Genomic DNA, 15,005 nt, shown 5'->3' with positions numbered 1-15,005 from the left:
ATCTACGGATCTACGCGCGTCAGACGTGACTGAATCTACGCGCGTCGCCATCACTGCCCTCCCCGAGGAGAACACCGGACATGCCCCTCAACCGTCGGAAGTTCCTGAAGAAGTCCGCCGTGACCGGAGCGGGGGTCGCGCTGGCCGGCGCGGCGGCGGCTCCGGCAGCCGAGGCCGCGGAGACGAAGAAGGGCCCGAAGCCGCCCAAGCGGTACTCCCTGACGGTGATGGGCACGACCGACCTGCACGGCAACATCTTCAACTGGGACTACTTCAAGAACGCGGACTACGCCGACGCCAAGGGCAACGCCAAGGGTCTGGCCCGTGTCTCGACCCTCGTCGACCAGGTCCGCGAGGAGAAGGGCCGGCACAACACCCTGCTCATCGACGCCGGTGACACGATCCAGGGCACCCCGCTGACGTACTACTACGCGAAGGTCGACCCGATCACCGCCCCGGGCGGGCCGGTCCACCCCATGGCGCAGGCGATGAACGCCATCGGCTACGACGCGGTGGCCCTCGGCAACCACGAGTTCAACTACGGCATCGAGACGCTGCGCAAGTTCGAGGAGCAGTGCGACTTCCCGCTGCTCGGCGCCAACGCGCTGGACGCGAAGACGCTGAAGCCGGCTTTCCCGCCCTACTTCATCAAGAAGTTCCATGTGAAGGGCGCCCCGCCGGTCAAGGTCGCCGTCCTCGGCCTCACCAACCCGGGCATCGCGATCTGGGACAAGGCGTACGTGCAGGGCAGGATGACCTTCCCCGGCCTGGAGGAGCAGGCGGCGAAGTGGGTGCCCAAGCTGCGCTCGATGGGCGCGGACGTGGTCGTCGTATCGGCACACTCCGGCTCCTCCGGCACCTCCTCCTACGGCGACCAGCTGCCGTACATCGAGAACTCGGCGGCGCTGGTGGCGCAGCAGGTGCCGGGGATCGACGCGATCCTGGTGGGCCACGCGCACACGGAGATCGCCGAGCTGAAGGTGACCAACGAGAAGACCGGCAAGACCGTGATCCTCTCGGAGCCGCTGTGCTACGCGCAGCGCCTGTCGCTCTTCGACATCGAGCTGGTCTTCACCAAGGGCCGCTGGACGGTCGAGTCGGTCGCGGCGACGGTCCGGGACTCGAAGACGGTCGCCGACGACCCGGAGATCACCAAGCTGCTCCAGGACGAGCACGACCTCGTCGTGGCGTACGTCAACCAGGTCGTCGGCACCGCCACCGAGACCCTGACGACGGTCGAGGCCCGTTACAAGGACGCCCCGATCATCGACCTGATCACCAAGGTCCAGGAGGACGTCGTCAAGGCGGCGCTGGCGGGCACGGAGTACGCCGCGCTGCCGGTGATCGCGCAGGCCTCGCCGTTCTCGCGCACCTCGGAGATCCCGGCCGGCGACGTGACCATCCGGGACCTGTCGAGCCTGTACGTCTACGACAACACGCTGGTCGCCAAGTTGATGACGGGCGCGCAGCTCAAGGCGTACCTGGAGTACTCCGCGGAGTACTTCGTGCAGACGGCGCCGGACGCGGCCGTCGAGGTGGACAAGCTGACGAACGCCAACAGCCGTCCGGACTACAACTACGACTACGTGTCGGGGCTTTCGTACGACATCGACATCGCCCAGGCGGCGGGTTCGCGGATCAAGAACCTGGCCTACAACGGTGCCGCGCTGGACGACGCCCAGCAGTTCGTGTTCGCGGTGAACAACTACCGTGCCAACGGCGGCGGCGCCTTCCCGCACGTCGCCTCGGCGCAGGAGCTGTGGGCGGAGTCGACGGAGATCCGCACCCGGATCGCCGAGTGGGTCACCGCCAAGGGCGTGCTGGACCCGAAGGACTTCGCGTCGGTGGACTGGAAGCTCACGCGGAACGGCACGCCGGTCTTCTAGAGCGGACTCGGGGCGGATCCGGTCGGTGTTGTGCCGGGTCCGCTCTACCGTCCTTCGACGAGCGGGGTGAGGGCGGGTGCCTGACGTGCGGGCGGGATCTGCGGCTGCTGCTGTTCCAGGCCGAAGGTGGTGAAGGCGGTGCGGGTGGGGAGCGGGTAGGTCTCCTTGCCCGTCAGGGTGTTGAGGACGGTCGCGCTGCGCCAGGCGGCGAGGCCGAGGTCGGGGGTGCCGACGCCGTGGGTGTGGCGTTCGGCGTTCTGTACGTAGACGTTGCAGCCGGAGCCGGTGACCGACGGGTCGAGAACGAGGCGGAACTGCTCGTCCACGCGCGGGCGTTCACGGCTGTCGCGGCGCATGTAGGGGTCGAGCCCGGCGAGGATGCGGTCGAGGGGGCGTTCGCGGTAGCCGGTGGCGAGGACGACCGCGTCGGTGGTGAGGCGGGAGCGGGTGCCCTGTTCGACGTGCTCCAGGTGGAGTTCCACCTTGGTGGTCGCGACCCGGCCGGCCGTGCGGACGCGTACGCCGGGGGTGAGGACGGCGTCGGGCCAGCCGCCGTACAGGGTGCGGCGGTACAGCTCGTCGTGGATGGTGGCGATCGTGTCGGCGTCGATGCCCTTGTGGAGCTGCCACTGGGCGGTGACGAGCCGGTCCCGGACGGGTTCGGCGAGGGCGTGGAAGTAGCGGGTGTAGTCGGGGGTGAAGTGCTCCAGGCCGAGTTTGGAGTACTCCATGGGCGCGAAGGCCTCGCTGCGGCCGATCCAGTGCAGCCGCTCGCGGCCGGCGGGGCGGCCCCGGAGCAGGTCGAGGAAGACCTCGGCGCCGGACTGTCCGGAGCCGACGACGGTGACGTGCTCGGCGGCGAGGAGTGCCGCGCGGTGGTCGAGGTAGTCGGCGGCGTGGAACACCGGGACGGCGGGCGCCTCGACGAGCGGCTTGAGCGGGTCGGGGACGTAGGGCTCGGTGCCGATGCCCAGGACGATGTTCCGCGTGTACGTACGGCCCAGGGCCTCGGCCTCGTCGTCGGTGTCGAGCTGGGTGAAGTCGACCTCGAACACGTCCCGTTCGGGGTTGAAGCGGACGGCGTCGACCTGGTGGCGGAAGTGCAGGGCGGGCAGGTTCTCGGAGACCCAGCGGCAGTAGGCGTCGTACTCGGCGCGCTGGATGTGGAAGCGCTCGGCGAAGTAGAAGGGGAAGAGGCGGTCGCGGGCCTTCAGGTAGTTGAGGAAGGTCCAGGGGCTGGCGGGGTCGGCGAGGGTCACCAGGTCGGCGAGGAACGGGACTTGGATGCGGGCGCCGTCGATGAGCAGGCCGGGGTGCCAGTCGAAGGCGGGGCGCTGTTCGTAGAAGACGGTGTCGAGTTCGGCGAGGGGGTGGGCGAGGGCGGCGAGGGAGAGGTTGAACGGGCCGATGCCGATGCCGACCAGGTCGCGGGGGGTGTCGGTGGTGGGGCTCATCGGGGGGTGGTTCCTTCCACGAGTTTCAGGAGCGCGGCCAGGTCGTCGGGCCGGGTGTGGGGGTTGAGGAGGGTGACCTTGAGCCAGAGCCGCCCGTCGAGCCGGGCCCGGCCGAGGACGGCACGCCCGTCGGTGAGGAGCGTTCGGCGTACGGCGGCCACGGCGTCGTCCGTCACGGCGGGGCGGAAGACGACCGTGCTGATGGTGGGCCGGTCGTAGAGTTCGAAGGCGGGGCTTTCGGCGACGAGGTCGGCGAACTCGCGGGCCAGGTCGCAGACTTGGTCGACGAGCCGTCCGAGGCCGGCGCGGCCGAGGGTCTTCAGTGTGACCGCGATCTTGAGGATGTCCGGGCGGCGCGTGGTGCGCAGGGACCGCCCGAGGAGGTCGGGCAGACCGGCCTCGGTGTCGTCGTCGGCGTTGAGGTACTCGGCGTGGTGGTGGAGGGCGGCGAGGTCCCGGCCGTCCCGGACGGCGAGCAGCCCCGCGGCCACCGGCTGCCAGCCGAGCTTGTGCAGATCCAGGGTGACGGTGTCGGCGGCATCGAGCCCGGCGAGCTCGTCACGGTACCGGTCGCTGAACAGCAGCGGACCGCCGTAGGCCGCGTCGACGTGCAGACGGGCACCGTGCGCCGCGCACAGGCCGGCGATCTCGGGGAGCGGGTCGATGAGCCCTGCGTCGGTGGTACCGGCGGTGGCGGCGACGATGTGCGGGCCGCGGAGACGGGTGAGCGCCTCGTCGAGCGCGGCGGGGTCGAGCGTGCCGGCGGGCGCCGGCACGACAACGGGCTCGGGCAGCCCGAGCAGCCAGGCGGTCCGGGGCAGCGAGTGATGAGCGTTGGCCCCGCAGACGAGGCGGATACCGGGGTGAGCCTCGCGGGCGAGAAGCAGGGCGAGCTGATTGGACTCGGTGCCGCCGGTTGTCACCAGGCAGTCGGGGGCGCCGGGCGGGGCGTCGGCGTGCTCCGCGCCGTAGACCTCCCTTGCGAGGGCCCGGGTTACCAGGTGTTCCAGTTCTGATGCGCCGGGGGCCTGGTCCCAGGAGTCCAGGGAAGGGTTCAGGGTGCTTGCGGCGAGGTCGGCCGCGGTGGCCACCGCGAGGGGTGGGCAGTGGAGGTGGGCCGCACACAGAGGGATCGCCGGGTCCGCCGAGGTTTCCGTCAGGGTTCGTACGACGGTGTAGAGGGCGTCCGGGGTGCCCTCCTGCGGCAGGATCTCGCCCACCGCGGCGCGTACCCGGGCGGCGACCTCGTCCGGGCCTCCCGCGGGCAGGGGGCCGCCGCGGGCTCGCGTGCCGTCCCTCAGGGCGTCGAGGGCCGTGTCGAGCAACGGCCTGAGGGCGTGCGGGCCTTCGGGGCCGGAGGCGAGGGGCGGCGTGCTCATGAGGTTCAGCTTGTACGCCGATGGGGCGGCGTGTCCGAAAAGCCCGGTGATCGGAACCCGAAAGGGGTATGGAGGGGGCGGTCGCCCGCCCCCTCCACAACAGGGCGACTACGCCTGCCGTACCCGCAACGCCCGTGCCAGGTCGTCCAGTTGGTCGACCAGCTTGCGGCGCAGCGCCGGAATCGGCTCCGCGTCGCTCAGACAGGCCTCGCCCAGGCTCAGCGCCTCCGCGTCGACCGCGTACGCCGGGAATGCCCACCGGCCCACGACCTCGGCGATGGCGGGGCCCCGCCGGGCGGCGACGGCGACCGCGTCCTCGTAGAAGCGCGGCACGTACTGCCGTACGAGGTCGGCCTGTTCCGGCTGCCAGAAGCCCTGGGCGGTGGCGGTGAGCAGGTAGTTGGAGAGGTCGTCCGTGGCGAACATCGACTCCCAGGCCCGTGCCTTCGACTCCGCGTCCGGCAGCGCCGCCCGGCAGCGGGCCGCGCCCTCCTGGCCGGTGGCGCTCGGGTCGCGTTCCAGCTCGGCGGCGATGGCCGCCTCGTCGGTGGCGCCGAGGACGGCCAGCCGGGACAGCACGCGCCAGCGCAGCTCGGGGTCGAGCTCCGGCCCGCCGGGCACGGTGCCGTCGGCGAGCCAGGCCGCGATGGGCTCGGGGTGTGCGGCGACGTCGATGAAGTGGCGTACGGCGATCAGGCGCCGGCCGGGGTGGTCGCCGTCCTCGGTGCGGCGGATGAGGTCGCGGCACAGGGAGGAGAGGGTGGCCAGGGCCGCCGGGCGCTCCTCGGGGGTGAGGTAGCGGTCGGCGATCTGGACCGAGGCGAAGGCAAGGACGCCCTGGACCAGGGCCAGGTCCGTCTCGTGCGGGAGGTGGGCGCGGGCGGTCTCCAGGTAGGCCGTGGCGGGGAGTTCGCCGTCGCGGACGGCGTCCCTGAGGGCGTTCCAGACGACCGCGCGGGTCAGCGGCTCGGGCAGCCCGGACAGGTTCGCCCGGACGGCCTCGAAGGACTCGGGGTCGAAGCGGACCTTGGCGTACGTGAGGTCGCCGTCGTTGAGCAGGAGCAGCGCCGGGCGCTTGCCGACGGGCTGGGCGACGGTCTGCGGGACGTCGAGGTCGAGGCGCTCGCGCAGCACGAGATGGCGGCCCTCGTCGGCGACGTCCTGGTCGTAGAGGCCGACGGCGATCCGGTGCGGGCGGCTGCCGGCGTGCTCGACCTGGAGCGTGTACGTGCCGTCGTCGGCGGGCGTGACGCGCGGGGTGAGGGTGTCGACGCCGGTGGTGCGCAGCCAGGCGTCGGCCCAGGCGTGGACGTCGCGTTCGGTGTTGGCGGCGAGGGAGTCGATGAAGTCGGCGAGCGTGGCGTTGGCGAACCTGTGGCGGGCGAAGTGGGTGTTGATGCCCGCGAGGAAGTCCTTCTCGCCGAGCCAGGCGACGAGTTGGCGCAGCGCGGAGGCGCCCTTGGCGTAGGAGATGCCGTCGAAGTTGAGCATGGCGGAGGCGGTGTCGTCGACGGCCTCGGGGGCGACGGGGTGGGTGGACGGGCGCTGGTCGGCGTCGTAGCCCCAGCCCTTGCGGATGACTCCGAAGTCGGTCCAGGTGTCGGTGAAGCGGGTCGCCTCGGTGAGGGTCTGGTAGCCCATGTACTCGGCGAAGGACTCGTTCAGCCAGATGTCGTCCCACCAGCGCAGGGTGACGAGGTCGCCGAACCACATGTGGGCCATCTCGTGGGCGATGACCATGGCACGGGTCTGCCGCTCGGCGTCGGTGACGGCGGAGCGGTAGACGAACTCGTCGCGGAAGGTGACCAGACCCGGGTTCTCCATGGCGCCGGCGTTGAACTCGGGGACGAACGCCTGGTCGTAGGAGTCGAAGGGGTAGGGCTCGGTGAACTTCTCGTGGTAGCGGTCGTAGCACTGCCGGGTGATCTCGAAGAGTTCGTCGGCGTCGGCGTCGAGGTACTCGGCCAGCGAGCGGCGGCAGTGGATGCCGAAGGGCAGGCCGCGGTGCTCGGTGGTCACCGAGTGCCAGGGGCCGGCGGCGACGGCGACCAGGTAGGTGGAGATCAGCGGGGTGGGCGCGGCCTGCCAGCGGCCCTCGCCGAGGTGCTCGGTGATGCCGTTGGCGAGGACGGTCCAGCCCTCGGGGGCCTTGACCGACAGGTCGAAGACGGCCTTGAGGTCGGGCTGGTCGAAGGCGGCGAAGACGCGCTGGACGTCCTCCATGAACAGCTGGGTGTAGACGTACGTCTCGCTGTCGGTGGGGTCGGTGAAGCGGTGCATGCCCTCGCCGGTGCGGGAGTAGCGCATGCTCGCGTCGACGCGCAGTTCGTGCTCGCCGGCGGTGAGGTTCTTCAGGGGCAGCCGGTTCTCGTCCAGGGTCTCCGGGTCGAGGGGCTGTCCGTCCAGGGTCACGGAGCGCAGTTCGGCCGGCTTGACCTCGACGAAGGTGTCCGCGTCGGCGCGCGAGACGAACCGGATGACGGTACGGGAGTCGAAGGTCTCGTCCCCGGTGGTCAGATCGAGTTCGATCGTGTAGCGGCGGACGTCGAGGAGCTGGGCTCGGATCTGCGCTTCGTCGCGCGTCAGTACGGACATGGAGGACATGCTGCCTGATGGCACCGACAAGTCACAGGGGCGGATCGGAACGCGGCCTATGTCCGGTCCTGGGCCGGCTTGGGCCCGGCGGTGTCGCGCTGCGGCGGGACGCGGCTCTCGGGGTGGGGCAGGGCGCGGCGCGGGTCGGCTTCGCCGGCCTCGGGGTGGTCCTTGACCAGGGCGCGCAGTTCGCGCACCTCCTCCTCCAGTGCGCGGTGGCGCCGGTGGGCGTCGTACAGGTAGCGGACCTTGGTGCGCAGCGCCCAGGGGTCGATGGGCTTCATCACGAGGTCGGCGACGCCGAGTCCGAAGGCGGTGGAGGTCAGTTCGTGGTCCGGGCCGAAGCCCGTGAGTAAGACGACCGGGATGTGCTGGGTCTGTTCCAGGCGCCGCATGTAGCGCACGACGTCCAGTCCGCTGACGCCGGGCATGCGCACGTCGAGCAGCAGGAGACCGACCTGCCCGCGGAGCACCTGCTTGAGCGCCTCGTCCCCGGTGGTGGCGCGGCCCAGCTGGTAGCCCAGCGGGGCCAGGGCGCTCTCCAGCGCGTACAGCGTGTCCTCATGGTCGTCGACGATGAGGATCTTGGCATCCGACGGCATGGCCCGACGTCCCTCCCGCATGGGACAACCAGCTTATGTCCGTGACGCTGACGGGGTGTGCCCGTCGGCTGACAAGGAGTGCACAGCGCAGCATGCCCCTCGCAGGCGCCGGTGTCACGCCCTCGGAAGGCTTGCGGGAGGTCAGTTCGCCGTGGGCGCAGAGCCGTTGACCGAATCCTCCGCGATGCTCTCGTGGTGCCGGATCACTTCGGCGATGATGAAATTGAGGAACTTCTCAGCGAAGGCCGGGTCCAGCTTGGCGTTCTCGGCGAGGGTGCGCAGCCGGTCGATCTGCCGCGCCTCGCGGGCCGGGTCGGCGGGCGGCAGCTGGTGGGCGGCCTTGAGGTGGCCGACCTGCTGGGTGCACTTGAAGCGCTCGGCGAGCATGTGGACGACGGCCGCGTCGATGTTGTCGATGCTGTCGCGCAGCCGGGCGAGCTCCTCGCGGACGGCGGGGTCGACGTCACCGGTTCCGGTGTTGCTGGTGGTCATGGGGGACAACCCTACGGTGCGTGGGGTCGCTCGATCCTCGGAGGATCGGCGGGGTCGGGGACGCGGTCGCTCCAGCCGCCGGGGACGGTGCGGCCCTGCTGGGCGCGGAAGCGCACGGGGGCCAGGCCGACGCGGCGGGTGAACAGGCGGGAGAAGTAGGCGGGGTCGTCGTATCCGACGCGGCGGGCGACGGCCGCGACGGGCAGTTCGGTGGCGGCGAGGAGTTCCTTGGCGCGGCCGAGGCGGATGCCGAGCAGGTACTCCTTGGGGCTGCACCCGGCGCCGCGGCGGACGGCGGTGCGCAGTTCGGCCGGGGTCATGCCGTGCCGGGCGGCGTGTTCGGCGACCGTCATCGGGGTGCAGGCGTCGCGGGCGAGGGCCTTGAGTACCTGATCGCCGTCGGGGGTGAGGTCGGCGCGGGCGCGGCGCAGGGCGACGAGGAGCTCGTGGACGGCGGCGCCGGTCTCGACCTCCAGCAGGGGGTTGTCGCGGCGGGCGGCGCGGGCGATCCTGCCGATCACGCCGCGCGGGCCGGAGGCGTCCGAGAGGGGCACCACGGGCCGGTCGGGTTCGATGTAGCCGAGTTCGGTGTACGTGGCCGTCGCGGGCCCGGCGAAGTCGACGAAGCCCTCGTCCCAGCCGGTGCCGGGGTCGGGCGCGTAGTGGTGCGGGACGCCGGGAGTGAGCCACAGCAGCGCGGGCGCGGTGACGGTCGTACGGCGGCCGCCGGGGCTCAGGTACCAGCCGCCGCCGCTGCTGACGACGACGGCGACGTGGTGGTCGAGGGTGCGGGGGCCGACGGTGGGCAGGGCGCCGTACTGGAGGCCGACGCCGAGGCAGACCAGGCCCAGGCGGTGGTGGGCGGGGCCGGGCGTGAGGAAGCGCATCCAGGTGCGGTACACACGCACTCCTTCCCGCTCGTCCGTCCAAGTTGCGCCGATCTTTGTCCATGGACCCTGACCTGCGCCAGAGGCGAGGGTGGGCACATGAGCGAGTTCACTGTGGGGGACACGGATTTCCTGCTGGACGGGCGGCCGGTGCGGCTGCTGTCCGGCGCGCTGCACTACTTCCGGGTGCACGAGGCGCAGTGGGGGCACCGGCTTTCGATGCTGCGGGCGATGGGCCTGAACTGTGTGGAGACGTACGTGCCGTGGAATCTGCACGAGCCGCGGCCCGGCCACCACCGGGACGTGCAGGCCCTGGGACGCTTCCTGGACGCGGCCCGCGAGGCGGGGCTGTGGGCGATCGTGCGGCCGGGTCCGTACATCTGCGCCGAGTGGGAGAACGGCGGCTTGCCGCACTGGCTGACCGGCGAGGTCGGCACACGCGCGCGTACCCGCGACGAGCGCTGGCTGTGGTACGTGCGGAACTGGTTCCACCACCTGATGCACGAGATCGTGCCCCGCCAGATCGACCGCGGCGGCCCGGTGATCATGGTCCAGGTGGAGAACGAGTACGGCAGCTACGGCTCGGACGCCGAGTATCTGCGCAAGCTGGCCGAGCTGCTGCGCGAGAAGGACGTCACGGTCCCGCTGTTCACCTCCGACGGCCCGGAGGACCACATGCTCACCGGCGGCTCGGTGCCGGGTGTCCTGGCGACGGTGAACTTCGGCTCCCACGCGCACGAGGCGTTCGAGACGCTGCGCCGGCACCGACCGGGCGGCCCGCTGATGTGCATGGAGTTCTGGTGCGGCTGGTTCGACCACTGGGGCGCGGAGCATGTCGTACGGGATCCGGGGGACGCGGCGGCGGCCCTGCGGGAGATCCTGGAGTGCGGGGCCTCGGTCAACCTGTACATGGCGCACGGCGGCACCAGCTTCGCGGGCTGGGCGGGCGCCAACCGGGGCGGCGGCGACCTGCACGACGGCCCGCTGGAGCCCGACGTGACGTCCTACGACTACGACGCCCCGATCGACGAGTACGGGCGGCCCACGGAGAAGTTCTGGGCCTTCCGCGAGGTGCTCGCCGAGTACGCCGACGGCCCCCTGCCGGACCTCCCGGCCCCGCCCGCGCCGCTGGGCGCCCCGGCCGAGGCGGGCATGACCGCGTGGGCGCCCCTGGCAGCCGTACTGGAGGCGCGCGGCGGCACGGAGGTGTCCGGGCCCGTCCCGCCGACCTTCGAGGAGCTGGACGTCGACCGCGGTGTGGTGCGCTACGAGGTGGCCGTGCCGGGGCCGCGGCAGCCGTATCCGCTGATCGCGCGCGGGCTGCGGGATCTCGCGGTGGTGTACGTCGACGGGGAGCGGGCCGGGGTGCTCACCGAGCAGGAGGAGCGGCTGAAGGAGCCCGTCGCCGGGCACGCGCGCGTGGAGCTGTGGGTGGAGTCGCTGGGGCGAGTGAACTACGGGCCGCGCACCGGGGAGGCCAAGGGGATCACCGGGGGGATCCTGCACGAGCGGCAGTATCTGCACGACGTACGCGCGCGGGGGCTGCGGCTCGATGCGCTGGACGAGGTGACGGACGTGCCGTTCGGGGAGCTCGACGGGGTGGGTGCGCCGGGGCTGTACCGCGGGACGGTGACCGTGCGGGGGGCCGGGGACGCGCTGCTGGAACTGCCGGGCTGGACACGGGGGTTCGTGTGGGTGAACGGCTTCAATGTCGGCCGGTACTGGTCGGCCGGGCCGCAGCGGGAGCTGTTCGTGCCGGGGCCGGTGCTGCGCGAGGGGGAGAACGAGGTGCGGGTGCTGGAGTTCGAGGGGACTTCGGGGCGGGGGCCGAGGCTGCGCTCCGTGTGAGATGAGCCGCGGGCCGCCTCCGAGAAGGCCCGCGGCTCACGTCCCTACAGGGCCGAGGCGGCCCGGGCTATGTCGGCGGCGAACGTGTTCACCTGGGTGTAGACACCCGGCACGCCCGCGCGTGCGCAGCCGTCGCCCCAGCTGACGATGCCGACCTGGATCCACTTGCCCGCGTCGTCCTTGCGGAACATGGGACCACCGGAGTCGCCCTGGCAGGTGTCGACGGCGCCGCGCGTCCAGCCGGCGCACAGCTCCTCGTTCGGCACCAGCCGGTTGCCGTAGTGGCGCTTGCAGACACGGTCGGCGACGAAGGGCACGGTGGCCTTCTGGAGCTTGGTGGTGCCGGTGCCGGCGCCCTCCCGGGTGTCGCCCCAGCCGGCGATCGTGAACATGCCGCGGTTGTAGCGGTCGGTCGTGGCGATCTTCAGCGTGGGCTTGTCGATGGGCTTGGCCAGCTTGATCAGCGCCCAGTCCTTGCCGGTGCCGTCGTAGCCGGGGGCCACCTTCACCTTGGTCGACCGGACCTTGATCGCCGCGGAGGAGTTGAGGTCGTTGACCCCCGCGGTGACGGTGATGCGGTTGTTGTTGCCGGAGCCGTCCATGCAGTGGGCGGCGGTCAGGACGATGTCCTTCTTGTAGAGCGCCCCGCCGCAGCCCATGGAGAGGTGGACCATGAAGGGGAACTCGTTCTGCGCCGCGGGCGTTCCACCGACGACACGGGTGTCGGCGGCGTTCGCGCTCAGCGGCTGGAGGGAGGCGACGGCGAGGGCGACGGCACCGATGGCCGCGGCTCGCTTCACCAGGGTCAGGCCGCCGCTTCTCTTGGGCGTGTTATGGGTCAACGCATGTCCTTTCGTGGGGGGTTGGGCGGCCCGCAGTATGGGGATCAAGGAGGGTCCATGACAAGGACGGATCTCACGTCCCCCTGGTGGAACCCGACCGGGGAAAATCCCCTCACATCCCCGTAGAGTGGAATCGGGTTCAGGCGTCTTGGGGGTTCGGACGTGGCGAACGGCGGACCGGTCGAGCACGGCTACCCACACCTGGAGACGGTGCGGGCGGCGATCACCGCGTTGTACAAGCGCCTGTCGTACGACACGATCCAGACGTTCGCGAGCAGTGTGGTGCCCGCCGATGTGGCCTTCTGCGACACCGATGACCTGTATCTGGGCACGCAGCGGGTGGCACGGGAGCTGGTGCGGCACTACCGGCTGCCGGACGCCCGGATCATCGTGAGCTTCCGTGAGATGACCCATGCGGCGAACATCGAACTCGCGGCGGGGCCCGAGTACTTCGTGGAGCTGAACGACCGGTTCCGGACGCATCGGCGGGACATCGGGGCGGCGCTCGCGCACGAGATCATGCATGTGTATCTGCACCGGCTGGATCTGTCCTTCGCGGGGACGCGGGACAACGAGATCCTCACGGACACGGCGACGACGTATCTGGGGGCGGGGTGGCTGCTGCTGGACGCGTTCCGGGAGGACGGGGCGTCGTCGCAGAAGCTGGGGTATCTGACGCCGGAGGAGTTCGGGTATGTGCTCGCCAAGCGGGCGCTGGTGTTCGGGGAGGATCCCTCGGTGTGGTTCACCAGTCCGCAGGCGTACACGGCGTATGTGAAGGGGATGGCGGAGGCGCGGAGGGACGGTCAGCAGCCGCCGTTGACTGCGGCGGGGTGGGCGGGGCGGCGGCGGTATGCGCGGGATCGGAGGCATGGGGGTGGGGCGCCGGTGGGGGTGCCGTATGCGTTCACGCCGGATGGCGGGGGGCTGCGGGTGTCGTTTCCGTGCCCTACGTGTCATCAGCGGATACGGGTGCCGGTGCGGGGGCGGGTGCGGGCACGGTGTGCTTTGTGCCGGACGGTGCTGGAGTGTGACACGTAGGTCATCTGCGGGCCGGTGGGGGCTGCTCGCGCAGTTCCCCGCGCCCCTTTGGGGCGCGGGGCCCTACCCCCCGTACACCTGCCCCGGTGCCTCCGCCTCCCCCAGCAGTTTCCGTGCTGTCTTCCCCGCCTCCTCGGGAGTCCAGCGCGCCCCCTTCTCCGCCCCCGGCCCCCGCCGCCAGCCCTCCATCACCGTGATGCGGCCGCCCTCCGCCTCGAAGACCCTCCCCGTCACGCCTGCGCTCGCCGCCGAACCCAGCCAGACCACCAGCGGGGACACGTTCTCCGGGGCCATCGCGTCGAAGCCGGTGTCGGGGGCCGTCATCGTGTCGGCGAACGTGCGCTCTGTCATCCGCGTCCTGGCCGCCGGGGCGATGGCGTTGACCTGGACGCCGTAGCGGGCGAGTTCGGCGGCGGCGACGAGGGTGAGGGCGATGATGCCGGCCTTCGCGGCGCTGTAGTTGACCTGGCCGAGGGAGCCCAACAGGCCTGCTCCGCTGCTGGTGTTGATGATGCGGGCGGTCGGGGTGCGGCCCGCCTTCGTCTCCGCGCGCCAGTGGGCCGCGGCGTGCTTCAGGGGGAGGAAGTGGCCTTTGAGGTGGACGCGTACGACGGCGTCCCAGTCGTCCTCGTCGAGGTTGACCAGCATCCGGTCGCGCAGGAAGCCGGCGTTGTTGACGAGGGTGTCGAGGCGGCCGTAGGTCTCCAGGGCGGTGCGGACGAGGGAGGCGGCGCCGTCCGTCGTGGCGATGTCGCCGCTGTGCGGGACCGCCCGGCCGCCCGCGGCGCGGATCTCTTCGGCCACCTGTGCGGCCGGGCTGTCGGGGTCCGGAGTGCCGTCCAGGCCGGTGCCGAGGTCGTTGACGACCAGCTTCGCCCCCTCGGCCGCGAAGGCGAGCGCGTGGGCGCGGCCGAGTCCACGGCCCGCGCCGGTGACGACCACGACCCGGCCGTCGCAGATTCCGGTCATCTCACGTCTCCTTGCGGGTGGTTGAGGCCTCCGGGAAGGCGGGGCTCTCCCCCTGCCGGCGGTCGAGGGCGTCCAGAAAGGCGGGGTGCACCCCCGTCGCCGTGCACGAGCAGACTCACCCCACCGATGCGAGCGGCGACGGCCTCGGTCATCTCAGCTCCCCCTGTTCACGGTCGAGGCATCCAGAAACGCAGGCCGCTCCCCGCCCCCGTGCACCAGCAGATTCACCCCACCGATGCGAGCGGCGACGGCCTCGGCCATCTCAGCTCCCCCTGTTCACGGTCGAGGCATCCAGAAACGCAGGCCGCTCCCCGCCCCCGTGCACCAGCAGGCTCGCCCCGCTGATGTACGCGGCGGCGTCCGAGGCGAGGAAGACCGCTGCCGCGCCCACGTCGGACGGTTCGGCGAGGCGGCCCAGGGGGACCGTGCGGGAGACGGCGGCGATGCCGTCCTCGCCGCCGTAGTGCAGGCCGGCGGCGTCGGTGCGGGCCAGGCCGACCACCAGCGTGTTCACGCGGACCTCCGGTGCCCATTCGACGGCCATGGAGCGGGCGAGGCTCTCCAGGCCCGCCTTGGCCGCCCCGTAGGCCGCCGACCCAGGCGACGGGCGGCCGCCGCTGACGCTGCCGATCATGACGACGCTGCCCCGCGCCCGCCGGAGGTGCTCGTACGCGGCGAGCGAGACCGTGAGCGGGGCGGTGAGGTTGAGGTCGATCACGCGCGCGTGCCGCTCGGCGTCCGCCTCGGTCAGGAGGCGGTACGGGGTGCCACCCGCGTTGTTGACGAGGACGTCGAGGCGGGGCAGGGCGGAAAGGAAGCGGCGTACGGCGTCGGGGTCCCGGACGTCCACGGCCCTGAACTCGGCGTTCTTGAGCGGGACTTCCGGCGGTCTGCGGGCGCAGACCACGACCTCGGCGCCCGCCTCGGCGAAGGCGCGGGCCAGGCCGGCGCCGAGGCCGCGGGTGCCGCCGGTGACGACGGCGACCTTCCCGTTCAGCTCCATCCGCTGC

General features: G+C 71.6%; 12 protein-coding genes and 1 pseudogene. 3 read left to right on the top strand and 10 right to left on the bottom strand.

The window, feature by feature from the left end; genetic code table 11:
- The first annotated feature begins 80 nt into the window (after positions 1–80).
- Positions 81–1,886, top strand: coding sequence for a 5'-nucleotidase C-terminal domain-containing protein (locus AB0Q90_RS08125; RefSeq protein ID WP_363158186.1), 1,806 nt, complete (start codon positions 81–83; stop codon positions 1,884–1,886).
- A 44-nt stretch (positions 1,887–1,930) separates the two neighbouring features.
- On the opposite strand, the gene AB0Q90_RS08120 is transcribed toward AB0Q90_RS08125, so the two are convergent.
- From AB0Q90_RS08120 to AB0Q90_RS08095, 6 genes are all read right to left on the bottom strand, one after another.
- On the bottom strand, positions 1,931–3,340 hold the full coding sequence (locus tag AB0Q90_RS08120) for a SidA/IucD/PvdA family monooxygenase (RefSeq protein ID WP_363158185.1): 1,410 nt from the start codon (positions 3,338–3,340) through the stop codon (positions 1,931–1,933).
- Positions 3,337–4,719 carry an aminotransferase class V-fold PLP-dependent enzyme gene (locus AB0Q90_RS08115; protein ID WP_363158184.1) on the bottom strand — a complete coding sequence of 461 codons (1,383 nt, stop codon included), beginning with the start codon at positions 4,717–4,719 and terminating at the stop codon, positions 3,337–3,339. Before AB0Q90_RS08115 ends, AB0Q90_RS08120 begins: the two co-directional genes overlap by 4 nt.
- Positions 4,720–4,827: 108 nt before the next feature.
- Positions 4,828–7,314 carry an aminopeptidase N gene (pepN, locus tag AB0Q90_RS08110; RefSeq protein ID WP_363158183.1) on the bottom strand — a complete coding sequence of 829 codons (2,487 nt, stop codon included), beginning with the start codon at positions 7,312–7,314 and terminating at the stop codon, positions 4,828–4,830.
- 56 nt (positions 7,315–7,370) lie between these two features.
- Positions 7,371–7,916 (bottom strand): response regulator, encoded by a 546-nt coding sequence (locus AB0Q90_RS08105; protein WP_363158182.1) that lies wholly within the window; start codon positions 7,914–7,916, stop codon positions 7,371–7,373.
- A 141-nt stretch (positions 7,917–8,057) separates the two neighbouring features.
- Entirely contained in the window at positions 8,058–8,408 is a 351-nt protein-coding gene (locus AB0Q90_RS08100; RefSeq protein ID WP_363158181.1) for a chorismate mutase, read from the bottom strand.
- An 11-nt stretch (positions 8,409–8,419) separates the two neighbouring features.
- Positions 8,420–9,310 carry an AraC family transcriptional regulator gene (locus tag AB0Q90_RS08095; RefSeq protein WP_363158180.1) on the bottom strand — a complete coding sequence of 297 codons (891 nt, stop codon included), beginning with the start codon at positions 9,308–9,310 and terminating at the stop codon, positions 8,420–8,422.
- 84 nt (positions 9,311–9,394) lie between these two features.
- Between AB0Q90_RS08095 and AB0Q90_RS08090 the strand changes: the two genes are divergently transcribed.
- Positions 9,395–11,143, top strand: a complete 1,749-nt coding sequence (locus AB0Q90_RS08090) for a beta-galactosidase family protein (RefSeq protein WP_363158179.1) — start codon at positions 9,395–9,397, stop codon at positions 11,141–11,143.
- Positions 11,144–11,187: 44 nt separating this feature from the next.
- Here the strand turns inward: AB0Q90_RS08090 and AB0Q90_RS08085 are convergent, their stop codons facing one another.
- Positions 11,188–11,985 carry a serine protease gene (locus tag AB0Q90_RS08085; protein ID WP_363158178.1) on the bottom strand — a complete coding sequence of 266 codons (798 nt, stop codon included), beginning with the start codon at positions 11,983–11,985 and terminating at the stop codon, positions 11,188–11,190.
- 162 nt (positions 11,986–12,147) lie between these two features.
- Here AB0Q90_RS08085 and AB0Q90_RS08080 point away from each other — a divergent pair, with 162 nt between their 5' ends.
- The gene (locus tag AB0Q90_RS08080; RefSeq protein WP_363158177.1) at positions 12,148–13,026 is read left to right on the top strand and encodes a hypothetical protein; all 879 of its coding nucleotides are present in this window, start codon (positions 12,148–12,150) and stop codon (positions 13,024–13,026) included.
- Between the two features lie 63 nt (positions 13,027–13,089).
- On the opposite strand, the gene AB0Q90_RS08075 is transcribed toward AB0Q90_RS08080, so the two are convergent.
- The 3 genes and pseudogenes from AB0Q90_RS08075 to AB0Q90_RS08065 all read right to left on the bottom strand — a co-directional run bounded on the left by AB0Q90_RS08075 (position 13,090) and on the right by AB0Q90_RS08065 (position 14,998).
- Entirely contained in the window at positions 13,090–13,995 is a 906-nt protein-coding gene (locus AB0Q90_RS08075; protein ID WP_363158176.1) for an SDR family oxidoreductase, read from the bottom strand.
- Between the two features lie 153 nt (positions 13,996–14,148).
- A pseudogene (locus AB0Q90_RS08070) lies at positions 14,149–14,241 on the bottom strand (short-chain dehydrogenase); the annotation flags it as partial.
- A 16-nt stretch (positions 14,242–14,257) separates the two neighbouring features.
- On the bottom strand, positions 14,258–14,998 hold the full coding sequence (locus AB0Q90_RS08065; protein WP_363158175.1) for an SDR family oxidoreductase: 741 nt from the start codon (positions 14,996–14,998) through the stop codon (positions 14,258–14,260).
- Positions 14,999–15,005 lie beyond the last annotated feature (7 nt).

The sequence above is a fragment of the Streptomyces sp. NPDC079141 genome, assembly GCF_040686775.1.
In the GTDB taxonomy this organism is placed as follows: domain Bacteria; phylum Actinomycetota; class Actinomycetes; order Streptomycetales; family Streptomycetaceae; genus Streptomyces.
Note: the sequence above shows the minus strand (reverse complement) of the source record. Positions and strands in the feature narration are given on the sequence as shown.